The organism is Exiguobacterium sp. s152, from assembly GCF_018618335.1.
In the GTDB taxonomy this organism is placed as follows: Bacteria; Bacillota; Bacilli; order Exiguobacteriales; family Exiguobacteriaceae; genus Exiguobacterium; species Exiguobacterium chiriqhucha.
Genome location: NZ_JACSLX010000001.1, coordinates 684,783 through 710,311, shown reverse-complemented (window position 1 = coordinate 710,311; position 25,529 = coordinate 684,783). Strand labels below are relative to the sequence as shown.

The window sequence follows — 25,529 nt, the reverse complement described above, 5'->3', positions numbered from 1 at the left end:
CCGAGGAAATGGAGGGATGGAGATGGTCACGTTCACGGGTTATATTGTCGAGCTCGAACCGACGCGGATGCGGGTCGCGCCGAATCTAGATGCCGAGCCGTTCGATGGTATCGTGTTTCACTGGGAAGAGCCGCTTCGAGAGGATGAGACACCGCTCGCCGTCGGGCAACAGGTGCGCGTCGAGCACGATGAGAAGATGACCCGCTCGCTGCCGCCTCAGGCGACGGCGTATCGGGTCGATGTGCTATGATGAGACCGAGGTGAACGAAATGGGACAGTCGAATTTCTTATGGATGGGTGTCGTCATCGCCATCAGTGCGCTGATTGTCTGGTTGTTGCAGGACGTGATGCCATTTTGGATGTTGTCCATCATCCTGCTCCTATTCGGGGCGGCGGTAGGCAACTTGCAGCGGCGCACGCGAAAAGACACGTAAAAAGCACGTCATCATTCAGATAGCGTGCTTTCTTCGTCTTCAGCCGGCTCGTCCAGAGCTTCTTCGGTCGCATCATCGGCGACCGGTTTCTCTTTGTCGGCGGGCGGTGTCTCGTTCTTGTCAGGCTTAGCGGTGGCCTTCGGCTTGTCTTGTTTCTTGACCGGTGCCGCCTCCGCTTCTTTCTCCTGAGCGGCCGGTTGTTCCGGCTCGACAGGTTCCGCCGGTTCGGTCACGGGAACGTCGGGCTCGGTCGGTTGTTCTGTGACGGGAGGCGCCTCGGCTTCTTCAGCTGGTTGTTCCGGTTCGGCTGGCGGCTCTTCCTCGACCGGTCCCGGTTCTTCAACTGGCGGCTCGGTCGGTTCCAGTGTTTCTGGCGCTGCCTCGGTTTCCGGTGCTGGTGCCGGTTCGGGCGCTGGTTCCGGTTCAGGAGCCGGAGCAGGTTCGACCGGATCTTCACGTTTCGGGACCGGTGTGATCGGTGCGACCGGTGCGAGTTCGGAAGCCGGAGTATCGTATTTTGTCGTCGGTGGCGGTGCCGGTGTGTCCGACTCGAGGAACGACAGTACGTCTTGTTCGAACAAGGCGACCGGAAGCGTCTTCGTCACCAAGTGAAGGCCGAGCACCCGTCCATTGGCCGTGACGATTGGGCTGCCGATGGCGCGGTTCGGCAAATCAAACTCTCGGCGGTAGCTGTCTTCTTCGAACGTGAGCGTTCCTTCAATCTGTTCATCCGGTGCGAGTGTCAACACCGATTCGTCCGGTCCGACAATCGCATGGCTGAACGAGAAAGGGGTCGCTTTCACTTTTTCGATTCGGATGACGGCGATGGCATCGGTCCGACCGATGACGGTTCCGTTCACCGTCTTGTCACCATGTTTCATCGTGACGCGAGTGATGCCGGCGACGTTATGGGCCGCCGTCAAAACGTCTTGCGGGCTAATCAAAAACCCGGTACCTGTGCCGACGGTATACAGGCTATCTTGCAACGTCTCGAGGTCAACAGTGGTGGCACCATCGGCCGAGACCGTGTCTTCCGTGATATTTAAATCGACTTTGTCGGCGAGCGAATCACTCGAGCGCGGGCTGTCGGTCAAATAGGCGTTCGTTAAGAAAGAGACGAATGCGATGAGTGCAATGACGATGGGGACAGCAATCCATTTCAAGCGACGTGGGCGATGGCCACACGTCGGACAAACAGTGGTTTTCGAGCGGGTCTTCGCTCCGCAGCGTGGACAAGTCACGGGATGACACCTTCCTTCATACACATAGATGATATGCCTATTCCTCATATGAAGCAGGGGTAAACAAATATTTGTTGGGGGCACACACATTTATCTGGATTTGGACTGACTTTTTTTAAAACGGGAATGGGTTAGAGTAACGTTTCAGAAAGGGGAAACCGACATGCAGCCCTTTTGGACGACCCGTGCCTTCCGTTCCTATTCGATGAGTCGAGCAATATGATATGCTGTTGAAAATGACAGTAGGGATGGGATTAGATATGAAGTTCGTCGTATTATTCGGTCCACAAGCCGTCGGTAAGATGACGGTCGGACAAGAGCTCGCCAGCATCACGGATTTAAAGCTGTTCCATAACCATATGACGATTGATCTCGTCAGTCCGTTCTTCAGTTATGGGACGGACGAAGGCCGCCGCCTCGTCCAGCTGTTCCGCCATGAGCTGTTCGAAGCGGTCGCGAAAAGTGACTTGGACGGAATGATTTTCACGTACGTCTGGGCGTTTGATTTAGTAGAGGACTGGGCGTATATCAAACAAGTGACCGACCTGTTCGAGTCGAACGGGGCCGATATCTACTACGTCGAGCTCGAGGCGGACATCGAAGAGCGGCTGATCCGCAACCAAACGGAGAACCGGCTGACACATAAGCCGACGAAGCGGGATATCGCCTGGTCGGAAGGTGAGTTGAAGCAGACGGCGACGCTCTATCGATTGAACTCACAGCACGGGGAACTCGACGTCGACAACTATTTGCGCATCAACAACACGCATCTCGATGCGGCGACGGTCGCTGAACGAATCAAACAACATTTCCAGCTATGACAAAAGCGAGTCCCGCATAAGGACTCGCTTTTGTTATGCCCACCAATCGGGGCGGTGATAGGAGGTGAGCAGGTCTTTCTCGACGAGATGTGCATCGAGGTAAGACGTGACGCTCGGGAGTATGGGATCGAGATCGGCCGGGTGGACCATGACCTCAATCGAGTCTCCAGGTTGAATCGCATCGAGCGTCTCTCGTGTGACGCCGTCACCGTAGAACGCGTCCTGAGACGCTTAGAGATGCGAAAAACATCGCCTAAATAAGTTGAATTGTGGTAAACGCGCTTCATACGCATCGAATAGCTGAATCAATCTTTACTCATCTTGGATGAGTGGATTCATCAAGCCGGCGGGATAGGCGTCGTGGTGCGAACCTGAGATAATCTCTTGAATCGCGAGTTGTTCAAACGTCTTCAAATTTGTGATGAATCCTTTGATTGGCAGCGGGAGTGACCCGATGGTGATTGGAAGCGAACCTGACTTCGTGATGACGGCGTCGTCAGGTGAATTTTGATGACGATACGGGCAAGATTCGTGAAGTTAACGAGCCAAGCGTCCGGGCAAATTACGGCCATCTCATTGGCGAGCTCAATCAAGACCAGAATCGTACGGAACGCTTTTACCAAGCCGGCTGGCACCGTTCATCGCCGTACAAGGGAAGCGCGGTCGAGTATCGTTCATCCCATGGCAGGTCGCACCGGGCATCACGAAAAACCAGGCCGAGCACTCGCTCTTTCAGACGTTGTCACAAGTCCATGACGTCCATGTCGCCAAGACGACGGAGGCGCTCGAGATTGCCCTCGCTGATGAGAAAGTGAGTGGGCTGCTCGACTGTCCACTCGGTACGCCGTGTTTCTATATCGAGACGGTGACCGAGGACGCCTCGGGACGTACGATTGAATATTCACGGTCCTACTTTAGAGGGGATAAGACGAGCTTCGTCATCGAGCGAAGCTATTCATGAACACGCCACAATCGGGCGTGTTTTTTTGTATGGATTAAAGGGGTTTCACATCCGGCAGTCATGGATGCGTCTCATTCATTGAAACGAGAAGATATGTTGCGTACAGTTAGAAGTAGAAAGGTGGGGGTAGGATGTTATTCAAAAAGAAAATAGCAGAAGAAGCGGCAGGATCGAAACGGTTTCACGTCAAGTTGACGGAACAACTGCCGGAACTTGGACAAATCACCATCCTCGTCGATACGGACACCGGCGTGAACTATATCCAGACGTGGGTCGGGACAGGTGGAGGCATCACTCCGCTACTCGATGCGAATGGTGATGTTGTGGTCGAGGAAGGGTACCGATCGTGATGTCACTCAGCACCAATCGGCTGACGTTACGGAGGGTGACAGCGGACGATGCGCCACACCTGTTGGCATATTTATCGAAACCTGAGGTCGTCCGCCATATGGGACTCGACCCGTTCACGTCGTTAGAGGATGCGTTAGAAGAGATTGCCTGGTACGATTCGATTCTCGAGGAAGGGACAGGTGTCCGCTGGGGAATCACGTTGACCGGGCAAAACGAGGTCATCGGCAGTTGCGGATTTTTGAACGTGTCAGCGAAGCACCAGCGAGCCGAAATTGGGTTTGAGCTCAGCTCGGATTATTGGGGAAGAGGTATTGCCGGTGAGGCGCTCCGCGCGGTCGTTCGTCATGGGTTCGCACAACTCGGGTTCCATCGTATCGAGGCGCTCGTCGAGCCGGCGAATACCGCGTCACAACAGCTCCTCGAGCGGGTCGGATTTACGCGAGAAGGGTTGCTGCGGGGGTATGAGTTCACACGTGGTAAGTACGACGATTTATATATGTATTCATTTCTTGAGACAGACAGCATGACATGATGGGGGAGGACACCGATGCAGATTATCGAATTCAAGAACGTGAGTCATGGGGACATTTTACATAACGTGTCCGGTTATTTCCGGGAAGGACGCATCACGACGTTCGTCGGCCCGAGTGGTGCCGGCAAGACGACGTGCCTGAAGCACATCAACGGTCTGTTATCACCGGACGCCGGCGCGATTTATTTCAAAGGGGAGAATATCGATTCGATCGACGTCATCGAGCTACGCCAACGAATCGGCATGGCGTTCCAAAGCGCGCCGATGATTGACGGGACGGTGTATGACAACATGAACCTACCGAAAGCCATCTTCGGCGAGACGCTCGAACGGGAGCGGGCGGCGGACCTGTTGCAGAAAGTCGACTTGGGTGGCATCTCGCTCGACCAACCGATCAAAACGTTGTCGGGCGGGGAACGGAGTCGTGTCGCCATTGCCCGGACGCTCGTCAACAAGCCGGACGTGCTGTTGTTGGACGAGATTACGGCGAGCCTCGACTATCGGACCGTGAAAGAGATTGAGCGGTTGATTGTGAGACTGCAAAAAGACTTCGGGGTCACTGTCGTCTGGATCACGCACGACTTGGATCAGGCCCGGCGAGTCAGTGATGACATGTGGTTCTTGCGAAACGGGGAATTGATTGAATTCGGCGACGCGACGTTCATCGACGAGTCCGACAACCCGATGATTGGTCGTTTCGTGAGGGGGGAAGAGCTATGACGTTCATCGAACTGATGACCTCATTGATTTTTGTCGCCATCCCGCTCGGTTTGGCACTGTTCTTAAAACTCGGGCTCGAACGCGACATCTTGATTGCGACGGTGCGGTCGATTGTTCAGTTGCTCATCATCGGCTACATTTTGACGTTCGTCTTCGAGAGCGACAGTCCGGTGTTCATGCTGCTCATGATTCTGTTGATGATTGGGGCGGCGACGCAGAACATTATCAAGAAAGGGGACGGCATCCCCGGCATCACATGGATGATTCTGCTCACGCTCGTCACGGTCGAGACGCTGACGATGGGCCTCATGCTCGGGCTCGGCATCATCCCGTTCGAGCCGGAGAAAGTCATCCCGATCAGCGGCATGGTCATCGGGAACTGTATGGTGTTGTCGCTCCTGTTCTTGAACAAGTTCAAAGACGAGGTCGAGCGGAGCGATGAAGTGATTGAGCTCATCTTGTCGTTCGGCGGCACACCGAAAGCAGCGATCGAGCGCAGTTTGAAGAGCGCTATCCGCACGAGCATGATTCCGACGGTCGAGGCGCAGAAGACGATGGGGCTCGTCCAACTCCCGGGTATGATGAGCGGTCTCATCATCGGCGGGGCCGACCCGATGGAGGCGGTGCTCTATCAATTGCTCATCTTGTTCCTCATCTTGACGACCGCATCCATCTCGGCGGTCATGGTCGGCTATCTCGCGTATCCGCGCCTGTTCAACCAAAAACTTCAGTTCGTCGGGTTGACGTATCGAAAGGGGAAAACGACATGATTCAAGGCATCCATCACGTGCAAATCACGATTCCGAAAGGGGAGGAAGCCCGTGCCCGTGCATTTTATTGCGGCGTGCTCGGTCTTCCAGAAATCGAGAAGCCGGTGTCACTTCAAGGACGGGGCGGGTTTTGGCTCGAGGTCGGCGACCGTAGCGTCCACGTCGGGACCGAGGACGGGGTTGACCGACTGTCGACGAAAGGACACGTCGCCTACGCCGTGACCGATTTGGCGGAATGGGGACAGAAGCTCGAGGCGGAAGGGATTGAGCGGCTCACGGGTATCCCGATTCCTGGATTCGACCGGTTCGAGTTCCGCGACCCGTTCGGCAATCGAGTCGAGATGATTCAAGCCCTCTGAATGGAGAGTGCCCGCTGTGGGTGCTCTTTTTTCGTTCAAGAGATGCCGAACAGTTCGATGACAGCTTTCCAATTGGAAGGATAGGCGTTGCTACCCCCATGCTGATGCAACAGTTTGCCGTGACGGTTCACAGTGAAGTTCCATTGTGTCCCGTCCATCGTGAAGTACCCTTTTTCCTCGAATACTTCAGGCCAGCGATGTGAGACGAGCGACACGAATCGCTCATGGACGCGGAAAGCATCTGTTTCGTTGTACCAACCGGAATGGGGAATCGCCGTGCTTAAGTCGAACTCTTCACGCCAGATGACTTCTCGTTTGACCGCGCCATCTTCAAAAAACGTGATGGTGGACTCGTTATGGACGCCGAAGCCGCCGACCGTGAACGTGACGGTGATGGTTGGTCGTTTTTTACGGATGGCATCGAGCGGGATGGTCGGCTCGAACGTCAATTTCGCTTCCCGGGATGCCTTGATGGCCAGCTGTTCGTCTACGGAACGCCTCGGACGTACGGATTGAAGCCATTGCTTTTTTGTTTGTTGATCCATGTTCATCATCCTTTCATCTCATCGGATGGGTTGATTATAAGCAAAATGAACATGATGGGTGTGTACAAAAATGAATCAGGTACGACGAAAGGGAGTGTCGATTGGGACACTCCCTTTTGAGGTGACGATTTAGTTTCAAGAAGGCGGAACGATTGTCCCTTGATGGAAACGCATCTTCCATTGGCCATCAACGTTCACCCAAATCGAACTGCGCAAGGCGATGCGTCCGGTGGAGTGGTCTTCGGTCCGATACGTGGCCAGGACGACGTCGTCTTGAACGGTCTCCAGTGAGAAGTCGGATAGGGTGATTTGAATCTCGCCGAGGTCCATCGTGGCGGCAGATGCCGTCCGATATAACATGCGTCCGGAACTGCCGATTTCAAAAAAACATCCGTGAGTAGACGGCGCAAATGCTCAGACGATGTGCGCACGTCGGTCGTCAGTAATGCCCGTTCCTGTTGTTCGATTAAGTCAGCCAGCATGTGGTTGCTCCTCCCGTTTTCCAAGATTCATGACGATGACGCCGAGCACGATGACAATCAGGCCGATGCTGTTCAAGGTCGACAGCACTTCCCCGTACACGAACACCCCAATCAGCCCGGTCGCGACCGTACCGAGCCCGGCCCAGACGCTATAGGCAATGCTGAGCGGGATGGTCTTCAAGACGATGCCCATCAACGTGAACGAGATGGCGAAGCTGATTAAGAGAACAAGACTCGGGAACAGATTGGTAAATCCGTCCGACAGCTTCAACATCGACGTCCCGAGCACTTCGAATGCAATCGATACTAGTAAGATTCCATAGGATTTCATGATTTCCCTCCTCATAGTTTCATCAAGACGAGCCCGATGATGACAAGCCCGATGCCCATGACGGTCTGAATCCGGACTTGTTCCTTGAAGACGAGGAAGCCGATCAGCGCCGTCGCTGCCGTGCCGACCCCGCTCCAAAACGCATAGGCGAAACTGAGTGGGATGGAAAGAAGGGCGAGCGACAACAAGTAAAATGCCGTCACGTAACCGAAGGCGACACCAAGGACGGGCAGGCGGCTCGTAGTCGTCGCGTTCAGCTTCAACATGCTCGAACCGAACAGTTCAGAGACGATGGCACCGACGAGATAGACGAAGCCCATATTACGATTCTCCTTTTGACAGCGCGTCGCACTTTTGTCGGATGATGCGGGCAGCCCGATTTTTGAACGCAGCGCTATAGCCATATGTCAACGCGAACCAAAACCCGTCACAGAGCAGTCGAAGCTCGAGCACGCGATTAGCGTCAGGACCATCCGCGGCGAACTGTTTATCCCAACGTTTGGCGGCGTCGTTCCAAAGCTTTCCGCTCGCATCTTCTTGTGATGAGATGAAGACGGCAATCAAGTCGGCATCACCATCGCTATAATCGAGCGTCGCGAGGGCGTAGGCGCGTGTGAACGGATAAGGACCATCTAACCCGGTTTGATGATGGACGATCCGATTTTCAAATTCATCGAGCGCCATTCTATTCATCTGCTGCAACAGGTTGGCCTTGCTTTCAAAGTGGTATAAGACGCCACCTTTCGTGATACCGGCGCGTTTGGCTAAGTGGTCCATCGACAGTTGTTGAATGCCCTCGGTTTGAATGATTTGTGCGGCGGTCCGCAGTAACAATTGTTTTTTACTCATGTGTGCCCTCCTTGCTATACTGAACGGTCAGTATAGTGAGCGTATCAGACTAGAGTTGGGTTGTCGAGATGAATACATGAATGGGATAATTAGGAAAAGGGGGAAGGGATGATGGGTTCACATTTGATGCATCTTGTCATCGCGAATGAGGTGTTGGCGCATTTGACAGATGTCGATCGCACGGCTTTTTTGTTGGGAAATCTTGCGCCCGATGCGACGACGTCTAAACAAAACACCCACTATTACGCGGGACAGCATGAGGATATGACAAGACGGATCGACCTTGATCAATATTGGGTGGACAGTGCGGACGAGAATCAATCGTTCCGCCTCGGCTATTATTGCCATCTCGTCGCGGACGAGATTTGGTTGCAGGGGTTTTATAAAGCCTGGCTCAAGCAAGTCATTACGAAAGACCCAGAAAAGCAGGCGATGTATTATGCCGATTTTGATTCATATAACGCTCGTTTAGTCCAGCGATTGGACGCCTTCGATTTCGACGTGTTAACCAATGCCGCACAAGGCGAGCTGCTGGCACTCATCCTCAAAATCAAGCAAGATGCGAAGGCGAAAGAGGAAGGGACGTACACGATGTTTTTGCCACACCAGTTCGATGGCTACGTCGAGACGTGCATCCTTCGATGTCGACAGATGGTCCAACAGAAGAGTGGGGTGATTATATGATTCAACGACGTTATGCACCGCTTTACGTGACGTTTGGACTTTCTATTTTGACAATCATGGCGCTGTTCACTGTGAACGGCCGCTTTTTCCCGGATTTGAACTTGATTACGGCCATATGGGTCTACATTGTCCTAGATGTCGCCCTGATTGCCACATTGATTTGGGGCCTGTTCTCAAAAGACAAGACGGTGCGTGTGTTCAGTCTCGTCGGGAATCTTGGATTGATTGTGCCGCTATCGATTTGGATTTTTTTGTTGGTGCTCGCTAACGGGATTTCGGAAGCGTAATCGGACAAATGAGAGTGACCGAATGAACTCTATTTGCTTAGAAAGTGGACAGGCGTTCCGCTTTCTTTTTTTGTTGGCATTAGATAGAAAGAATAATATTTCCATTTCCAATTTGAAAATTTGGCATTGCGCAACCTATTTTTGTTTGTTATGCTTCTCAATGAAAACGACAATGATAATCATTATCAGTGAGAAAGCATCAGTATTCCTTACATAGAGCAGAAACGTGGACTAGTCGCGGACTCACTGAGAAGGTCGTCATTCAAAAACAGATACATAGGGAGATGGAAAGAATGGGGAAATGGAAAGCAGCAGTTATGCTCACATCACTCGTCTTGACGCTAGCCGCATGCGGTAGCACGGACGAAACGAAAGACGCAGGAAGTGCGGAAGCCGAGACGGCACCGAAGACAGTTGAAATCACAGACGCACATGGAACAATCGACGTACCGGTCAATCCGGAGAAGGTCGTCGCGCTCGACAACCGAACGTTCGAGACGCTCTCAGATTGGGGAATCGACTTGGTCGCGGCACCAATCGGATTGATTCCAGCGGACTTGCCTTATAAAAATGATAAAGACATCGTAGACGTCGGGATGCACAATGAGCCGAACTTAGAAGCGATCGCCGGTGTGGATCCGGATGTCGTCATCGTCGGACAACGATTCGCCGACTACTACGAAGACATTAAAAAATTAGTCCCAGAAGCAGCCGTCATCAACTTGGACATCGAACTTCCCGAAGATGCGGGCACGCCAGGAGAAATCTTGGTGGAAGGCTTTGAGACGACGACACGTTCACTCGGCCAAATCTTTGAAAAAGAAACAGAAGCAGATGAGCTCATCGCGAGCTTCGAAGCATCGATCGACAGTGTGAAAACAGCATACAACGGTGAAGATAAAGTGATGTCAGTCATCGTTTCAGGTGGCGATATCGGCTTCTCGGCGCCGAACACAGGTCGTGTCTTCGGACCGATGTATGACATCTTTGGCTGGACACCTGCCCTCGAAGTAGCGAAAACGACAGGTGACCACCAAGGGGATGAGGTTTCGGTCGAAGCGATTGCTGAGAGTGACCCGGACTGGTTGCTCGTCCTCGACCGTGATGCGGCGATTTCAAGCATGGAAGACGCTGTACCTGCAGCGGACGTGATTGATAACGCACCGGCACTCCAAAAAACGAAAGCCGTGACAGACGAAAAAATCGTGTATGCGCCGAACGATACGTACATCAACGAGTCGATTCAAACTTATTCTGAACTATTCAACGACATCGCAGCCGCGCTTTCGAAATAAGGGAGTCACGTTGTGCAAAAACCAATGACAGCAAGGGTTGAGACAATGTCTCAGCCCTCCTTTTCTAACATATGGACGAAGTCCTTTATCGTAGCAATGCTTGTGGTGTTCATATTGGCGGGCCTTTCGCTCGTGACCGGCGTCTATGACATTCGTCAAGAAGGTGGGTCGGACATGTTTTGGATCACCCGCGTCCCGCGTACGATTGCAATCATGTTAACCGGTGCCGCCATGGCGATGTCGGGACTGGTCATGCAACTGATCACGCAAAACCGTCTCGTCGAACCGACGACGACCGGGACACTCGAATGGGCGGGACTCGGCCTGCTCGCTGTGTATCTGCTCGTCCCGGCTCCGACGCTCATGATGCGGATGACGGGGGCGATCGTCTTTTCGTTCATCGGAACGATGGTCTTCTTCTGGTTTCTGCGCTCGGTCAAACTTCGATCGTCGTTGATTGTCCCGATTATCGGACTCATGCTCGGGGCGGTCGTCTCGGCCGTGTCAACGTTTCTCGGTCTATTCTTTCAAGCAAGCCAGACGATTGAAGGTTGGTTCGTCGGGTCGTACGCATCGGTGCAGATCGGACGTTATGAATACTTGTGGCTCATCATCCTCGTCACGTTCTTCATTTTCATCCTTGCGAATCGCTTGACGCTCGCTGGACTCGGAGAAGACATCGCGACGAGCCTCGGCGTCAACTACAACCGCCTCATCTTGATTGCGACGGGACTGATTGCACTCGCGGTCGGGGTCGTGGCGACGGTCATCGGCAATCTGCCGTTTCTCGGGCTCATCGTTCCGAACATCGTTTCGATGTTTCGCGGGGATGACCTGCGCAGCAACTTGCCGTGGGTATGCGTCATCGGGATGGGAACGGTCCTCGTCAGCGATTTGATTTCGCGGACGATCATCATGCCGTTCGAATTGCCGGTATCACTCATTCTCGGGACGGTCGGATCAATCGTGTTCATCGCGATTCTCATGAGACAACGGAAGACGGGAGGGGTACGATGAGCACACTTATTGAAAATAAGACGAAGCCACGGGAAGCGTATGATGTCGATGGTCGATCCGTGCATACAGAAGAACGGTGTGCGACGGCGTTCCGTTCGAAACGAGAACAGCGCCGCTACTGGCTATTCCTTGCCTTCTTCATCATCGGAGGATTGCTCTGTGCGTTCGGATTGCTCGTCTATAACAATCCGGTCCCGTTCGACTCGCCGTCGTTCGTCCCGGTCGTCGAGCGTCGGGTCGTCGCCGTCATCACGATGGCGATTGCCGCGCTCTGTCAAAGCATGGCGACAGTCGCGTTTCATTCGGTGACGAACAACCGGATCATCACGCCATCGTTACTCGGGTTCGACGCACTCTACTCGACGATTCAGACAAGCATGATTTTCTTCTTCGGTGCAGGGGCGTTAATCGGTTTTTCGGGAACCGGTGCCTTTTTGACTCAGGTGGGCCTCATGGTGCTCATGAGTCTGCTCTTGTATGGCTGGCTCTTGTCAGGGAAATATGGCAATCTGCAACTCATGCTTCTCATCGGCATTATCATCGGGACCGGCTTGAACTCGGTGTCCTCGTTCATGCGCCGCATGCTCGCGCCGTCCGAGTTCGACGTTCTGCAGGCCCGTCTGTTCGGTTCGGTGATGAATGCCGATGCCGCCTACTTCCCGATTGTCATCCCGATCGTGATTGTCGTCGGGATCTTATTGTATAGCTTCTCCAATCGCTTGAACGTCGTCGCACTCGGGAAAGACGTGGCGACATCGTTCGGAGTGAACCATCGCCGGAGCGTCATCTTTACGCTCGTCTTAATCTCGCTCCTCATGTCGGTATCGACGGCGCTGATTGGACCGTTGACGTTCTTCGGATTCTTGGTGGCGACGCTCAGCTATCAAGTGGCGGCGACGTACGATCATAAGTACGTGTTTCCGCTGGCGTTCGCGCTTGGTTTCTTCGTTCTGACGAGCGCGTATTTCTTTATGTATCACATTCTCAATACACCGAGTGTCGTGTCCGTCATCATCGAACTGTTCGGCGGCGTGATTTTCTTAGCGGTGATTTTACGGAAGAGGTCATTATGATTCAACTTGAACAAGTACAAAAAACATATACGGATGACGTCCAAATCGGACCGATCAATCTCGACATCCCGAAAGCTGGATTCACGTCGTTGATTGGACCGAACGGGGCTGGGAAATCGACGACGCTCATGATGATTGGCCGTTTACTCGACTTGGATGAAGGTCAAATCCATGTCGCCGGCCTGGACGTGTCGAGCGCGAAATCGAAAGACTTGGCGAAAATCGTCACAATCTTACGGCAAGAGAACCATTTCGTGACGCGTCTCACCGTCCGTCAGCTCGCGGGCTTCGGACGCTTCCCGTACTCAAAAGGGCGGTTGACGCAAGAGGATGAACGGATTATCTCGAAATATATCGACTTCCTCGACTTGACGTCGCTCGAGCATCGCTATCTCGATGAATTGTCGGGTGGACAGCGCCAACGGGCGTACGTCGCGATGGTGCTCTGTCAGGAGACGGAATACGTGCTCCTCGATGAGCCACTCAATAACCTCGATATCGCTCGATCGGTCCAGATGATGGAGTACTTGCGCCACGTCGCTGACGAGTTCGGACGGACAATCGTCACGGTGCTCCATGACATCAACTTCGCAGCGAAATATTCGGACCGCATCTGTGCGATGAAAGACGGGAACATCGCCGCCTTCGGTACGGTCGAGGAGATTATGGATGCAGACATCCTATCTGACATATTCGAGACGAAACTGGAGATTATTCAAGGGCCATATGGGCCAATCGCAGTCTATTAAAGAAAGGGTGGGATTCGATGCAGATTTACTGGACACCGATTCAACAAGTCGTGGAGGAATCAAAAGACACCTACACGTTCAAGCTTGAGCTACCGGCTGGCTTCACATGGGAAGAAGGGGCGCACACACACTTCGCGCTCGAGGGATTTAACAAGGAAGATCGACCGAACCGGACGTTGATTCGCCATATGTCGATTTCGACGTTCCGCCCGCTCGTGCTCGCGTATTTGGCGAACGGGGAAGGTGTGCCGCACCTCCACTCGTTGAACGTCGACTCGTCGAAAGAATATCTGTTTAACGATGTATTCGCGTCAACAGACGCCTTTACGGCTGAGTTTGTCGACAGTCGTCCAGACTATTACCAGAAGGTCGAGGCACTAGCGGCAGACCGGAATGGGCTGTTTTATGTGGTCGGCAGCGATGATTTCTTGCATGCGACGATTGCCGCGTTGCGTCAAAGCGGTGTCACGCCCGATCAAATCATGCTCGACAAGCATGACTTTCAATTTGAAGATTTCCTGAAAGCCTGACACTCAGACCGAGGATACGTTCCTCGGTCTTTTTGTATGGCAAATCTCAACGAAGCGCTCGAACAGGTCGCGTCCGTCCGGTGTACCAATCGACTCGGGATGGTACTGGACGCCATATGTCGGGTGTTCGGGATGCTCGAGTGCCATGATGACACCGTCCGTCGTGCGAGCGGTCACGATGAGATCCGTCTCCAAGACGACGAGCGAATGATAGCGCATGACCTCGCTCGGATTCCCATCGAACAAGACGCTCGGTATTGTCTCGATCACGGACGTCTTCCCATGCATGACTTGTTCGGCCCGTCCGACTGTCCCCCCGAACGCTTCGGCGATGACTTGATGTCCGAGACAGACACCGAGGATGGGGATGGTGCCAGACAAAGAGCGGACGACGTCGAGCGAGACACCGGCGTCGGCCGGACCACCTGGACCTGGGGAAATAATGATGCCGGCTGGGTTGAGGGCGCGTATCGCCTCGATTGTCAGTTCATCATTGCGGACGACCAAGACGTCGCTGAACCGGGCGACATCTTGATACACGTTGTACGTGAACGAGTCGTAATTATCGATGAGTAGAATCATGCGAACACCTCCAAAAGAGATTTGGCTTTATGCAACGTCTCTTCATATTCTGACACCGGGTCCGAATCGTAGACGATACCGGCGCCCGCTTGGACGTAGGCCGTATCCCCTTGTACGACCATAGTCCGGATAGCGAGAGCGAAATCATAGCCGCCCCGGACGTCGAGATAGCCGACGGCCCCGGCATATACTTCGCGTTTCACCGTCTCCAATTCGTCAATCAGCTGCATCGCCCGAATCTTCGGGGCGCCGGAGACGGTACCGGCCGGGAGACAGGCGCGTAACGCATCAATCGGATTCAAGTCGTCACGGAGCTCGCCTTCGACCTCGGAGACGAGATGCATGACGTTTTTGAAGCGTTCGATTTCCATCTGTTTCGGAATTGTGACCGAGCCGACTTTGGCGACCCGGCCGATGTCGTTGCGGCCGAGATCGAGCAGCATCCGGTGCTCGGCGAGTTCTTTCTCGTCTTGAATGAGATCAGCGGCGTGACTCACGTCTTCTTCGATTGTCTTGCCGCGGGGGCGCGTGCCCGCAATAGGATTCGTCGAGACGCGATTGCCCTCGACGCGAACGAGACTCTCCGGGGACGCCCCGAGGACGATTGCCTCGCCCAGATCGATATAGAACAAGTACGGACTCGGGTTCTGTTTCCGGAGCGTCCGATAGAAGTGGAACGGGTCGCCGGTGAACGTCGCATCGATCCGTTGGGACAAGACGAGCTGGAACACCTCACCGGCGAGGATGGCTTCTTTCGCCTGCAAGACGCGTTCGACGAACTCATCCTTGCCAGTCAATACGCGTTCACTCGTGCGGACGACAGGGGCGAGCTCGTGTGTCTTCGCCGTCTCGAGTGCCAGTTTGACGTGGTGGAGTCGCTTCTCAGCATCATCATCCCCGGTGTCGATCACGATGACCTGCTCCTCGACGTGATCATAGAGAACGACCGTCTCATATCGTTGGAACAAGGCGTCCGGCAAACCGCGAGTCTCGCTAGGTGTGTTCGGGATCGGTTCATAGACGCGTTGCATGTCATAACCGATATAACCGACGGCACCACCGATGAACGGATAGGGGGCATCCGGCGTGTCTCGCGAAACCAGTTCTGATAACAAGGCAAGCGGGTCGTCCGTGTGCATCGTGCCGGATGCGTCGGTCACTTCGTTGCCGTTGGCGCGAATCGTCTCGACCGGACTAGAGGCGATAATCGAGTAACGGCCATGCTTCCCTTCGGCGCGGCTCTCGAGCAGTACTTTCCGTTCGCCCTCTAATCGATGAAAGATGGCCACTGGCGTCAGTTCGTCGCCGTTGATGATAAGTTGTTTCATGTGATCTCCTCCTTGAAATAAAAAAAGTCCCCCGCCCGACATGTCTAAAAAGACATGAAGGACGGGGGACCCGTGGTGCCACCTTCGTTGGGGGAGCTCCCCCCACTCATCGCGAACAATCATTCACTATCCTCGGTAACGGGAGGACCCGTCAGAGCCTACGTATCGGTCTGAACGCTCAAAAGCCCATTCACGTGAGACACGTCACCGGTTCGCATCGACCACCGGCTTTCTGGAGACGAATCTTCACGCTACTCTTCTTTCTCATCGCGAGTTCGTATGAATGTTATCGTTACTTTAACGGGCTGAAGTCAGAATGTCAAGATGCGAACTGTGAATCGGAGTAAAGAGAGAATTAGTTAATAATATGGTTTCATCAAAATGAGGATGGAAACTTATTTCTATTGGATATCGAAGCGGACGACTCTGGCCTATGAGTATGATATGATGGACGCGAAAGGTAGGTACATCAATCAATGGAAACCATCAACTTAAAACAACTTTCTGACGAACGGGCCGCACTTCAAGTCAAGGGAGACCTTGACGCGATGCGCGGCATCATGAATGACGAGTTTCGTTACGTCGACTCGAGCGGACGTCAGTTCGATAAAGAAACATTTTTAGACCAGTTCGTCGACCCAGCGTCGGTCCAGTGGATCGCACAGGATACGGTCACTTTCGACGAGACGGTGGCGGGCGAAATCGCCCTCGTGCAACTGTTGCTTGAAGAGCATTTCATTCTTGGAACGAACGCTTACGAAGGCCGGTTCTGGGTGCTGCATGTCTATGTGAAACAAGAAGATACGTGGCTTTGGCAAGGTGGCCAGGCGACGATGATAAATGAAATATAAAAACTTCCGCCGTTTTTATTGGCGGAAGTTTTTATATTTCACGTTTACTTTGGAAAATAGCGGACGATGTGCTCCGTAATTTGTTTAGAAGCTGTACCATCACCGTATGGATTTGATGCTTTTGCCATAGAATCATAGAAAGTAGTATCCGTTAATAATTGGTGAGAGAGATTGAAAATGTTATTTTCATCTGTTCCAGCGAGTTTCAATGTACCTGCTGCTACCCCTTCTGGTCGTTCGGTTGTATCACGAAGTACTAGAACCGGCACTCCAAGGGAAGGTGCTTCTTCTTGAACACCGCCGGAATCCGTCAAAATAATGTGCGATGAGGCAGCAAAGTTGTGGAAGTCAAACACATCTAATGGTTCAATTAAATGAACGCGATTGACATCATGCAAGATTTCGTTAGCTGCATCACGCACGATAGGATTCATATGAACTGGGTAAACCACTTCAATGTCATCATGACGTTCGATTAGACGCTTAACCGCTCTAAAAATATTCTTCATAGGTTCACCTAAGTTTTCACGACGGTGAGCGGTTAAAAGAACTAGTTTACGTTCAGATTGTTTGATTGCATCTAGTAGAGGATGTGAGTAGTCTTCTGAAACGGTCGTTTGTAATGCATCGATGGCTGTGTTGCCCGTTACGAAAATAACTTCATTTGCTTTCCCTTCTTTTAAAAGGTTGTTTTTTGAATCGTCTGTCGGTGCAAAGTGTAAATCGCTCATTATTCCAGTCGCCTGCCGATTTAGTTCCTCTGGAAATGGAGAATATTTATTATTAGTTCTTAAACCAGCTTCAACATGACCGACAGCCGTCTGATTATAAAAGGCAGCGAGTGAAGAGGCAAATGTTGTGGTCGTATCTCCATGAACAAGAACGATATCTGGTTTCACGTCTGAGATAATTTCTCCCATTCCTTTTAATACTTTTGCAGTGACGTCAAATAAAGTTTGGCCACTCTGCATAATGTTCAAGTCATAGTCAGGAGTAATTTTAAACAGTTTAAGCACTTGATCAAGCATTTGACGATGTTGTGCAGTTACAACCACAATTGGCTCAATCTCAGGGTGTTTCTTTAGTTCAAGCACGAGAGGCGCCATTTTAATGGCTTCTGGTCGCGTACCAAAAACAGTCATTACTTTAATCATGTTCTCATTCTCCCTCTTCGTTCGCTGATAATTCTTTAATAAAATCTGCCAATTGTTCACGTGAAAATTCTTCTTTTAAATACTTTGTAAGGATTGGTGCAAGTTCATCGTGAATAGATTCATCTTGCAAAGCAAATGCGAGTGTTGTTTCGACGTAGCCCAATTTTTCTCCAACGTCAAAGCGCTTCCCTTCAAAGTTATAAGCGAATACGCGTTGAATACCGTTTAAGTAATTGATTGCGTCCGTCAATTGAATTTCACCGCCTGCGCCAACCTCTTGTCTTTCTAAGAATCGGAAAATTTGAGGAGTTAGTACATATCGACCCACAATCGCTAAATTTGATGGTGAAGTTCCTGGAGCTGGTTTCTCAACAAATCCTTTAACATCATAGAGTCTACCATCACTCGTTAGTGGATTAATAACTCCATAACGATGTGTCTGATCATCAGGCACTTCCTGAACACCGATGACAGCAGATTCTGTTTTCTCGTACTGCTCAATCAATTGTTGAAGACCTGGCTTTTCAGATACGATTAAATCGTCACCAAGTAATACTGCAAAGGGTTCGTCCCCGATAAAGTGACGTGCACTCCAAATCGCATGTCCTAAACCTTTTGGTTCTTGTTGGCGAATATAATGAATTTCAGCTAGTTGAGAAGACGCTTGTACTTTTTCAAGTAAATCATACTTTTCTTTTGCGCGAAGTTGACTTTCAAGTTCTGGATTAGAATCGAAGTGATCTTCTATTGCACGTTTATTACGACCGGTGACGATAATGATTTGTTCGATTCCTGAAGCGACTGCTTCTTCGACAATATATTGAATAGTTGGTTTTGTGAGAATTGGAAGCATCTCTTTTGGTGTTGCTTTCGTTGCTGGTAGAAAGCGTGTGCCAAGTCCGGCTGCCGGAATAATAGCTTTTCTAATCTTTTTCATAAAGAATCTCCTTTTAATCAAAGAATTAAATGTTCAACACAAATCATCATAGCATAAACCAATTTTATTATTCATGAAGTTGATAAAAATGTAGTCATTATGTAATTTGACTACATTATAAAAACATATTAGACTTACGTCTGTGCTCGTAAACATCCGGGTGAGTGTCGATCTAGATGGATAAGCTTGAAATTAGTACACAAACAATAGTATAATTCTGCTTGTTTGTCTTTACTAAATCTTTTCAATCTTCCTAACACAGAATGATTAGGGTGCTTTAGTAATGGCTTAGTTTAGTAATAATATATAATCATGAAAAGTAAGTGAGTAAAGTTTAAGGTGGAGGAAAAAACATGAAACTCTGTACAATTGGACTCGGATATATCGGTTTACCGACTTCTGCTGTTTTTGCGAAGTACGGTACAGACGTAGTAGGTATTGATATTCATCAATCAGTTGTAGATAAATTAAACCGCGGGGAAATTCATATTGAAGAACCTGGTTTAGGTGAAGTTGTTAAAGAAGTGGTAGCATCAGGTAAATTCCGCGCCTCGCTCGATGTTGAACCGGCTGATGCTTTTATCATTGCGGTACCTACACCGAATAATGACGACGAAAATAAATCGTGTGACCTGACATACGTATTGGATGCAACACGTCGTGTGCTACCAGTTGTTCAAAAAGGGAACGTCATTATCGTGGAATCTACAATTGCTCCACGAACAATGGATGACTTTGTAAAACCATTAGTAGAAGAAGCCGGTTTCGTTGTAGGGGAAGATGTATATTTGGTACATTGTCCTGAACGCGTACTACCAGGTCAAATTTTGCATGAGCTTGTTCACAATAACCGCATTGTTGGAGGGATTACTTCAACATGTGCAGAAAAAGGCGCTGAAATATATCGTACGTTTGTTGAAGGCGAGATTATTCAAACAGACGCGAAAACTGCAGAAATGTCAAAATTAATGGAAAACACATTTAGAGATGTCAACATTGCTTTAGCTAACGAATTAGCAAAAGTATGCAATGCTCTTGATATTAACGTATTGGATGTTATTGAAATGGCTAACAAACATCCACGTGTAAATCTTCATAGTCCCGGTCCGGGCGTTGGTGGTCATTGTCTAGCTGTTGATCCTTACTTCATCGTTGCTAAGCAACCTGAACTTGCTAAAATCATCAAACTGTCACGTGACACGAACGTTTCAATGCCAGATTATGTAGCAACACACGCTCAAAAATTGGTTGAAGGAATCGAGAATCCTAAAATTGCTGCATTTGGCGTAACATATAAAGGAAACGTCGACGATATGCGTGAAAGTCCAGCGGTCGAAATAATCGACTTGTTGATTGAGCGTGGTGTGAACGTTGAAGTTCACGATCCGCATGTTGAACGCTCAATTTCTGACAAGTTTGACCTTGTGTCTTCGGAACAAGCACTAACGGGAGCGGATTTGGTATTGGTGTTAGTCGATCATAACGAGTTCAAACAACTTAACTTTAATGAATTAACGGCAACTATGAACACACCTCGTATTTTCGATACACGAAACATTGTAAAAGAGGATACAGATAGTAAGGTTGAAGTGGTTAACTACGGCAATCTTTACAAGTACACAAATGTTGCGGAGTTAATCTAATCAATTCAAGACGGTTAGGAGTGCCTCTGTACAATTTTAATTTGTATAGAGGCATTTCTACTTTACTTCGATTATGGAGAGGATTCGTTGAATTATGTTTCAATCATTTAAAAAAGTGTTAAAGGAACACGTTGATAACATATATATGGTAGGTAGACTTGCGCGATATGAAACAAAATCGCAGTACTCAAATCACTACTTAGGAATTGTATGGGAGTTTTTAAATCCATTGTTCCAAATTGCTGTATACTGGTTTGTATTTGGAATTGGGTTACGTTCGGGGAATGACGTGGATGGTGTCCCGTTCTTACCTTGGATGATTGTCGGAATCTCGCTTTGGTTCTTCGTAAGTAAAGCGTTTGTACAAGGGTCTAACTCCATTTATGCAAGATTAAATTTAGTATCAAAGATGAACTTCCCTATGAGTATTATCCCATCTTACGTGATGTTGACGTTCTTTATTGAACACGCATTTATTTTATTGATTATCGCAGTCGTTTTGATTGGTTACGATATTCAATTTTCGATTTATATTTTGCAGTTACCATATTATTTGGTGGCTACCTTCTTATTGAGCTATGCATTTGCACTACTCTTTTCAACATTTTCAACCTTGGCGCGAGATTTTCAAAGTCTTCTGCAGTCGATGGTGAGGATGTTATTTTATGTAACTCCAATTTTATGGCCATTGACGACTATGCCGGAAGTCATCAGACCCATTTTACAGTTGAATCCAATCAACTACGTCATTGAAGGATATAGAAACACGTTCTTTTATCATCATTGGTTCTGGGAACATCCAGGATACATGTTGTATTTTTGGTCATTTGTTGCAATCATTTTATTGATTGCGGCGGCGTTACACGTGAAGTTCCGTGACTCGTTTACAGACTACTTGTAAAGATAAGGTGAATTTAAATGAGCTATGCAATTAAAGTTGAGCATGTTTCAAAGCATTTCAAAATATATAAAAACTCGAAAGATAAATTTTTAGACCTGGTCATTCCAGGAGGGTATGGAGAGCGATTTGTGGCTCTTAATGACATTTCATTTGAACTTCCGAAAGGCGAAGTATTAGGTCTTGTCGGTGTTAACGGTTCTGGGAAATCGACTTTATCGAATCTCATTTCAGGTGTCACACAACCTTCTTATGGAGAAATCAAAACAGATGGAGATGTTTCACTAGTTGCAATCTCATCTGGACTGAATGGGAACTTAAGCGGTAGAGATAACATTGAATTAAAAGGACTGATGTTAGGTCTAACTCCAAAACGAATTAAAGAACTTGAACCTGATATTATCGAATTTGCTGACATTGGTAGATTTATTGATCAACCTGTTAAAAATTATTCGAGCGGTATGAAATCTCGACTCGGCTTTGCGATTTCAGTTCATATCAATCCAAATATTTTGGTAATCGACGAAGCTTTATCCGTAGGGGACCAAACATTTACTGATAAGTGTTTAGATAAAATGAATGAGTTTAAAGAAGAAGGCAAAACAATCGTCTTTGTCAGTCACTCCATTGCACAAGTTCGAAGCTTCTGTACAAAAGTATTGTGGTTAGAATATGGGGTCATCCGTGAATATGGTGATTCGAAAGAAGTGCTAGATAATTACGGGAATTTTTTAACTCGTTATAAGCGATGGACTCCGGAAGAACGGAAAGAGTATCGCGAGAAAATGTTACAAACTCAATATCAAACTGTTAAAAAGTCAAAGGATAAAGGGAGTAGCGTAAATGCTTAAGTTTCCAAGCGATAAGATTAGAAAGACGGCACAGCGTGTTCGCAACAACGCAAAGTTGATTCCAAATATTGATTATAAATCTGTAATGAAATATGCGCTAGAGACTTCGCGATCAGCGCAAATGACAATAGATGCAGGTGAATTGAATCTTACGAATTATCATTCACTTGATACAAAACAGCTAAAAGTTTTAATTTACGGAAACGTCAACTTAAACTTATTAGACGGTTCGGCAGTATGGGCGACGTCTGTCGCACGGATGCTCTCGGTAGGAGAAAATATTCAAACAGATTTACTTTTGAAAACGCACGTTTATAATGATCGTTTACTAAAACCTTTATATGAATTAGATAATGTACAAATTATTGATCCGTTTGCTGAAAAGCATCGTGAGCAGCTAGGTACTGCAAGATGGTATAAGCGTAAGGATATTAGTCCTGGTTACGCACCAACGGTAATTCAACATTGTTTCAATGAAAAAGATTACGATTTCTGTATTGTTCGAGGTTATCCTGTTATTAAAGCGCTCTTGAAACATCCACACTTAATGAAGAAAATGTGGGTATATTTGACTGACTTCCCACATTCAATGGAGGAATTCTCAGTTCAAGAGTTTGAAGATTTACAGTCGGTCTTGTTGCACTGTAATCGATTTTTATGTCAGACAGAAGAGATGAGAGAATTCTTAATTGAATTGTTCCCTTTTGCCAAAGACAAGGTTTATGTGTTGAATCCAATGATTCCAATGAATGAGGAATTGAAGCCTACATTTAAAATTTCAAATCAACCATCTCTTGTTTACGCCGGTAAATTCGCTGATCTATGGATGTCTCAAGAACTGTTGGAATTATTCCCAACTATTCGTCAGCGTCTTCCAAAGATTACATTTAACATTGCGGGTGACAAATTTAATGATTCGAAAGTAAATGAGAACTTTAAAGAAGACGTTACACAATTGCTTGAAATAACACCGGGTGTCAAATGGATTGGTGGCGTTTCACGCGAAGAGTCACAAAAGCTGATTTTAGAATCAGATATTGGAATTAGTTATCGTTCGCATGAGCTTGATGACTCATTAGAATTATCTACAAAAGTGCTAGAGTACGCTATTTTAGGCAAGCCAGTCATCTTTAACAAGTCTGATATGCACACAAGATTATTTGGAGACGACTACCCACTCTATGCGAATTCAGATGAAGAGGTTGTGGCAAACATTTTGCTTGCAGTCGAAAATCCTGAAATTTATGAGATGGCTGCAAAACGAATGTTTGAAGTGGCTAAGCGTTTTACATTCGAATCGATGTATGTTCAATTGAGTGATAAACTTTGGAATGAGAAAAAAATACCATTATTTTATATGACCCCACGTGAAGTTCGAGAGCAAATCCGTTTTTATAAATCAAGATTGGCTGTTTTATCACAGGAATATCTCTTCTTGATTAACCGGTTAGGAAATGATGAATCGAAAATAGAAATGGACGAAGCCATCATGAACGCTGCTCACAAAGTCGATAACTCTGAGTCTTATGAAGATTTAGATATGTATATGAAAGACGTTATTTTCTTGTCAGAGGAAGTCTCGCGACTTACAAAAGCGTTACGAGAGAAACATATGACAGATGGAACGGGTGGATTACATGAATAAATATCAGAACGCATCGAATTGGATTGTCAAAGGAACAGAAGTCGAAATGTACAATTCTAAATCGGATTCTTTGAATGTATATATTAACTGTTCGAATAAAGTACCACATCGCTATCTTCACTTTGAAGCATATGGAGCTTTTAAAGAAGATGAATCTGCGACCATCACACCTCCTGAGAATCAGCGTGAACTTCTAGTTACTTTTACGGGTAGAAAAGAAGGAAATGTTGAAGCGACCATGCAGTACATTTTCTATAACGACGCTGGGGAAAAAAAACATGTGCGCCGTATTAAATTTGGTGAGACTGGTGTTATTCATATTCCTGTTTGGACTAACAAAATCAAGATGGCCTTGCGGGTAAGCGGACAAGGTATGATTTCGATTGAAGATCTTGAATTGCGTTGGATTGCAAACTATAAAGAATATGAACAACTTGTTATTCCAAAACGAATGAACTTGAGTAATACGGAAGAACGTTATCTAGTTTTGACGAACATCTATCCGAATGCAGAAAACCTTTATCGCAATGGCTTCGTACATCGCCGTGTGAAATCATACCAAGAAGATCAACTTCCGGTAGATGTATTTGCCTTCCAAGGGTCGTCTCTCTTGAATGAGTACGAGTTTGATGGAGTGCGCGTATTTGAAGGAAATCAAACAAGCTTAGAGTATTTTTTGAAGCATACAAACTATAAGAAGATTTTGATTCACTTCATTAATCGAAACATGTATGAAGCGATTGAAATTGGAGCACCAAATACCCCGGTTTTAGTTTGGATTCATGCAGTCGAAGCGGAAAGATGGACACGTCGTTTGTTCAACGTAGAAAACAATGGGATGATGGCACGTACACTTCGGACACTGCCGAGTAACAACAACCGTCGAATGAAGTTTATTCATGAACTATTTAGTCGACAGGATGATCGTTACCAGTTCATTTTCATTTCTGAATTCATTGCGAATGTCGCACAAGAAGATGCTGGATTCCAATTAGCGGATGATCGTTATCGAGTGATTCACAATATTACGGATGACTCTGTATTTAAATTTGAAAAGAAGGATCCAGAATTACGTAAAAAGATTTGGACTGTACGTCCTTTCGTTAATAAAAAATATGGGAATGATTTGACGGTGAAGGCGATTCTTGAACTTTCAAAACGTCCTCTTTTTTATGATCTCGATTTTGAGATTTATGGAATGGGACCACAGTTTGATGAATTGCTCGAACCGTTACGTCAATTTAAAAATGTTCATATCCACGAAAGATTCTTATCGCAACCTGAAATTGCTGAAATACATCGTAATAAAGGAATCTTCTTATGCCCGACACGCTGGGATACACAAGGAGTATCGATGTGTGAAGCTATGTCTAGTGGTGTGATTGCAGCTACGAATGCGGTCTCGTGTATTCCGGAGTTTATGAGAGAAGACACAGGAATTCTCGCAGGAGAAGAAGACTATATTGGGATTGCTGATGGCATCGAAGAACTATATAATAACCCAGAGCTTTTCTTAGAAAAGTCAAAAGTGGGTTCAGACTGGATTATTCAAAAAACAGGTAAGAATACAGTGATACCTGAAGAGCTTGAAGAGATTCGAAAAGCATAA

The 25,529-nt window shown here is 48.2% G+C and carries 33 protein-coding genes, 1 pseudogene and 1 other annotated feature; of the genes and pseudogenes, 22 read left to right on the top strand and 12 right to left on the bottom strand.

The genetic code is table 11. From position 1 onward, the window contains the following. The first annotated feature begins 22 nt into the window (after nucleotides 1-22). Together KNP72_RS03665 and KNP72_RS03660 are read left to right on the top strand one after the other, a co-directional pair. Nucleotides 23-250: a DUF3221 domain-containing protein gene (locus KNP72_RS03665; RefSeq protein WP_214832157.1), complete on the top strand. Its 228-nt coding sequence runs from the start codon at nucleotides 23-25 to the stop codon at nucleotides 248-250. A gap of 19 nt (nucleotides 251-269) precedes the next feature. Continuing rightward, on the top strand, nucleotides 270-434 hold the full coding sequence (locus tag KNP72_RS03660; protein ID WP_214718166.1) for a hypothetical protein: 165 nt from the start codon (nucleotides 270-272) through the stop codon (nucleotides 432-434). A gap of 11 nt (nucleotides 435-445) precedes the next feature. Here the strand turns inward: KNP72_RS03660 and KNP72_RS03655 are convergent, their stop codons facing one another. Then, on the bottom strand, nucleotides 446-1,675 hold the full coding sequence (locus tag KNP72_RS03655; RefSeq protein WP_214832155.1) for a hypothetical protein: 1,230 nt from the start codon (nucleotides 1,673-1,675) through the stop codon (nucleotides 446-448). Between the two features lie 260 nt (nucleotides 1,676-1,935). Here KNP72_RS03655 and KNP72_RS03650 point away from each other — a divergent pair, with 260 nt between their 5' ends. Next, complete coding sequence (locus KNP72_RS03650; protein ID WP_214800989.1) at nucleotides 1,936-2,496, top strand: AAA family ATPase; 561 nt, start codon at nucleotides 1,936-1,938, stop codon at nucleotides 2,494-2,496. A 312-nt stretch (nucleotides 2,497-2,808) separates the two neighbouring features. Here KNP72_RS03650 and KNP72_RS03645 read toward each other — a convergent pair whose 3' ends face one another. Further along, on the bottom strand, nucleotides 2,809-2,982 hold the full coding sequence (locus KNP72_RS03645) for a family 4 glycosyl hydrolase (protein WP_214832275.1): 174 nt from the start codon (nucleotides 2,980-2,982) through the stop codon (nucleotides 2,809-2,811). Beyond that, a complete protein-coding gene (locus tag KNP72_RS16010) occupies nucleotides 2,907-3,068 on the bottom strand; it encodes a hypothetical protein (RefSeq protein ID WP_215188179.1) in 162 nt (53 codons plus the stop codon). Before KNP72_RS16010 ends, KNP72_RS03645 begins: the two co-directional genes overlap by 76 nt. A 56-nt stretch (nucleotides 3,069-3,124) precedes the next feature. Between KNP72_RS16010 and KNP72_RS03635 the strand changes: the two genes are divergently transcribed. The 6 genes from KNP72_RS03635 to KNP72_RS03610 all read left to right on the top strand — a co-directional run bounded on the left by KNP72_RS03635 (nucleotide 3,125) and on the right by KNP72_RS03610 (nucleotide 6,189). Next, nucleotides 3,125-3,457 carry a GntR family transcriptional regulator gene (locus KNP72_RS03635; RefSeq protein WP_251128866.1) on the top strand — a complete coding sequence of 111 codons (333 nt, stop codon included), beginning with the start codon at nucleotides 3,125-3,127 and terminating at the stop codon, nucleotides 3,455-3,457. 131 nt (nucleotides 3,458-3,588) lie between these two features. Further along, entirely contained in the window at nucleotides 3,589-3,807 is a 219-nt protein-coding gene (locus tag KNP72_RS03630) for a DUF6440 family protein (RefSeq protein WP_058764442.1), read from the top strand. After that, the gene (locus tag KNP72_RS03625) at nucleotides 3,807-4,340 is read left to right on the top strand and encodes a GNAT family N-acetyltransferase (protein ID WP_214832274.1); all 534 of its coding nucleotides are present in this window, start codon (nucleotides 3,807-3,809) and stop codon (nucleotides 4,338-4,340) included. Before KNP72_RS03630 ends, KNP72_RS03625 begins: the two co-directional genes overlap by 1 nt. 15 nt (nucleotides 4,341-4,355) lie before the next feature. Then, nucleotides 4,356-5,060 (top strand): ABC transporter ATP-binding protein, encoded by a 705-nt coding sequence (locus tag KNP72_RS03620; protein WP_214718158.1) that lies wholly within the window; start codon nucleotides 4,356-4,358, stop codon nucleotides 5,058-5,060. Further along, the gene (locus KNP72_RS03615; protein WP_214751501.1) at nucleotides 5,057-5,830 is read left to right on the top strand and encodes an ABC transporter permease; all 774 of its coding nucleotides are present in this window, start codon (nucleotides 5,057-5,059) and stop codon (nucleotides 5,828-5,830) included. Before KNP72_RS03620 ends, KNP72_RS03615 begins: the two co-directional genes overlap by 4 nt. After that, nucleotides 5,827-6,189: a VOC family protein gene (locus KNP72_RS03610; protein WP_138858932.1), complete on the top strand. Its 363-nt coding sequence runs from the start codon at nucleotides 5,827-5,829 to the stop codon at nucleotides 6,187-6,189. The genes KNP72_RS03615 and KNP72_RS03610 overlap by 4 nt, the downstream gene beginning before the upstream one ends. Nucleotides 6,190-6,224: 35 nt before the next feature. On the opposite strand, the gene KNP72_RS03605 is transcribed toward KNP72_RS03610, so the two are convergent. From KNP72_RS03605 to KNP72_RS03585, 5 genes are all read right to left on the bottom strand, one after another. After that, on the bottom strand, nucleotides 6,225-6,734 hold the full coding sequence (locus KNP72_RS03605; RefSeq protein ID WP_214832153.1) for a hypothetical protein: 510 nt from the start codon (nucleotides 6,732-6,734) through the stop codon (nucleotides 6,225-6,227). A 135-nt stretch (nucleotides 6,735-6,869) separates the two neighbouring features. Further along, a complete protein-coding gene (locus KNP72_RS15815) occupies nucleotides 6,870-7,094 on the bottom strand; it encodes a hypothetical protein (protein WP_251128833.1) in 225 nt (74 codons plus the stop codon). A gap of 111 nt (nucleotides 7,095-7,205) precedes the next feature. Further along, entirely contained in the window at nucleotides 7,206-7,547 is a 342-nt protein-coding gene (locus tag KNP72_RS03595) for a DMT family transporter (RefSeq protein ID WP_214826582.1), read from the bottom strand. Nucleotides 7,548-7,558: 11 nt separating this feature from the next. After that, a complete protein-coding gene (locus KNP72_RS03590) occupies nucleotides 7,559-7,867 on the bottom strand; it encodes a DMT family transporter (RefSeq protein ID WP_214710875.1) in 309 nt (102 codons plus the stop codon). A 1-nt stretch (nucleotide 7,868) separates the two neighbouring features. Continuing rightward, nucleotides 7,869-8,396 carry a TetR/AcrR family transcriptional regulator gene (locus KNP72_RS03585; protein WP_214832151.1) on the bottom strand — a complete coding sequence of 176 codons (528 nt, stop codon included), beginning with the start codon at nucleotides 8,394-8,396 and terminating at the stop codon, nucleotides 7,869-7,871. Nucleotides 8,397-8,507: 111 nt separating this feature from the next. Here KNP72_RS03585 and KNP72_RS03580 point away from each other — a divergent pair, with 111 nt between their 5' ends. The 7 genes from KNP72_RS03580 (at nucleotide 8,508) to KNP72_RS03550 (ending at nucleotide 14,031) form a co-directional block, all read left to right on the top strand. Beyond that, complete coding sequence (locus tag KNP72_RS03580; RefSeq protein ID WP_214832150.1) at nucleotides 8,508-9,080, top strand: zinc dependent phospholipase C family protein; 573 nt, start codon at nucleotides 8,508-8,510, stop codon at nucleotides 9,078-9,080. Then, complete coding sequence (locus KNP72_RS03575) at nucleotides 9,077-9,367, top strand: hypothetical protein (RefSeq protein WP_214832149.1); 291 nt, start codon at nucleotides 9,077-9,079, stop codon at nucleotides 9,365-9,367. The genes KNP72_RS03580 and KNP72_RS03575 overlap by 4 nt, the downstream gene beginning before the upstream one ends. A gap of 293 nt (nucleotides 9,368-9,660) precedes the next feature. Then, on the top strand, nucleotides 9,661-10,662 hold the full coding sequence (locus KNP72_RS03570) for a siderophore ABC transporter substrate-binding protein (protein WP_214832148.1): 1,002 nt from the start codon (nucleotides 9,661-9,663) through the stop codon (nucleotides 10,660-10,662). Between the two features lie 24 nt (nucleotides 10,663-10,686). Further along, nucleotides 10,687-11,679, top strand: coding sequence for an ABC transporter permease (locus KNP72_RS03565; RefSeq protein WP_251128832.1), 993 nt, complete (start codon nucleotides 10,687-10,689; stop codon nucleotides 11,677-11,679). Then, nucleotides 11,676-12,752, top strand: a complete 1,077-nt coding sequence (locus KNP72_RS03560; protein WP_214832146.1) for an iron chelate uptake ABC transporter family permease subunit — start codon at nucleotides 11,676-11,678, stop codon at nucleotides 12,750-12,752. The genes KNP72_RS03565 and KNP72_RS03560 overlap by 4 nt, the downstream gene beginning before the upstream one ends. Then, nucleotides 12,749-13,501, top strand: coding sequence for an iron ABC transporter ATP-binding protein (locus tag KNP72_RS03555; protein ID WP_021066414.1), 753 nt, complete (start codon nucleotides 12,749-12,751; stop codon nucleotides 13,499-13,501). Before KNP72_RS03560 ends, KNP72_RS03555 begins: the two co-directional genes overlap by 4 nt. A gap of 17 nt (nucleotides 13,502-13,518) precedes the next feature. Further along, nucleotides 13,519-14,031: a dihydropteridine reductase gene (locus KNP72_RS03550; protein ID WP_214832145.1), complete on the top strand. Its 513-nt coding sequence runs from the start codon at nucleotides 13,519-13,521 to the stop codon at nucleotides 14,029-14,031. 3 nt (nucleotides 14,032-14,034) lie between these two features. Here the strand turns inward: KNP72_RS03550 and KNP72_RS03545 are convergent, their stop codons facing one another. Together KNP72_RS03545 and trpE are read right to left on the bottom strand one after the other, a co-directional pair. Beyond that, complete coding sequence (locus tag KNP72_RS03545; RefSeq protein ID WP_214718122.1) at nucleotides 14,035-14,613, bottom strand: anthranilate synthase component II; 579 nt, start codon at nucleotides 14,611-14,613, stop codon at nucleotides 14,035-14,037. After that, on the bottom strand, nucleotides 14,610-15,941 hold the full coding sequence (trpE, locus tag KNP72_RS03540; protein WP_214832143.1) for an anthranilate synthase component I: 1,332 nt from the start codon (nucleotides 15,939-15,941) through the stop codon (nucleotides 14,610-14,612). The genes KNP72_RS03545 and trpE overlap by 4 nt, the downstream gene beginning before the upstream one ends. A gap of 54 nt (nucleotides 15,942-15,995) precedes the next feature. Then, nucleotides 15,996-16,218: a binding site (T-box leader), on the bottom strand. Between the two features lie 199 nt (nucleotides 16,219-16,417). Between trpE and KNP72_RS03535 the strand changes: the two genes are divergently transcribed. After that, complete coding sequence (locus KNP72_RS03535) at nucleotides 16,418-16,792, top strand: nuclear transport factor 2 family protein (protein ID WP_214718118.1); 375 nt, start codon at nucleotides 16,418-16,420, stop codon at nucleotides 16,790-16,792. A gap of 44 nt (nucleotides 16,793-16,836) precedes the next feature. Here the strand turns inward: KNP72_RS03535 and wecB are convergent, their stop codons facing one another. After that, on the bottom strand, nucleotides 16,837-17,946 hold the full coding sequence (wecB, locus tag KNP72_RS03530; protein WP_214832141.1) for a non-hydrolyzing UDP-N-acetylglucosamine 2-epimerase: 1,110 nt from the start codon (nucleotides 17,944-17,946) through the stop codon (nucleotides 16,837-16,839). Nucleotides 17,947-17,950: 4 nt separating this feature from the next. Next, entirely contained in the window at nucleotides 17,951-18,883 is a 933-nt protein-coding gene (gene galU, locus KNP72_RS03525; RefSeq protein ID WP_214718114.1) for a UTP--glucose-1-phosphate uridylyltransferase GalU, read from the bottom strand. Nucleotides 18,884-19,236: 353 nt separating this feature from the next. Between galU and KNP72_RS03520 the strand changes: the two genes are divergently transcribed. The 5 genes and pseudogenes from KNP72_RS03520 (at nucleotide 19,237) to KNP72_RS03500 (ending at nucleotide 25,529) form a co-directional block, all read left to right on the top strand. Next, a complete protein-coding gene (locus KNP72_RS03520) occupies nucleotides 19,237-20,526 on the top strand; it encodes a nucleotide sugar dehydrogenase (RefSeq protein ID WP_214832140.1) in 1,290 nt (429 codons plus the stop codon). Nucleotides 20,527-20,620: 94 nt separating this feature from the next. Next, nucleotides 20,621-21,427 carry an ABC transporter permease gene (locus tag KNP72_RS03515; RefSeq protein ID WP_214718109.1) on the top strand — a complete coding sequence of 269 codons (807 nt, stop codon included), beginning with the start codon at nucleotides 20,621-20,623 and terminating at the stop codon, nucleotides 21,425-21,427. 17 nt (nucleotides 21,428-21,444) lie between these two features. Continuing rightward, a pseudogene (gene tagH / locus KNP72_RS03510) lies at nucleotides 21,445-22,230 on the top strand (teichoic acids export ABC transporter ATP-binding subunit TagH); the annotation flags it as partial. 37 nt (nucleotides 22,231-22,267) lie between these two features. Beyond that, nucleotides 22,268-23,920, top strand: coding sequence for a glycosyltransferase family 4 protein (locus KNP72_RS03505; protein WP_214832139.1), 1,653 nt, complete (start codon nucleotides 22,268-22,270; stop codon nucleotides 23,918-23,920). After that, the gene (locus tag KNP72_RS03500; RefSeq protein ID WP_214718103.1) at nucleotides 23,913-25,529 is read left to right on the top strand and encodes a glycosyltransferase family 4 protein; all 1,617 of its coding nucleotides are present in this window, start codon (nucleotides 23,913-23,915) and stop codon (nucleotides 25,527-25,529) included. Before KNP72_RS03505 ends, KNP72_RS03500 begins: the two co-directional genes overlap by 8 nt.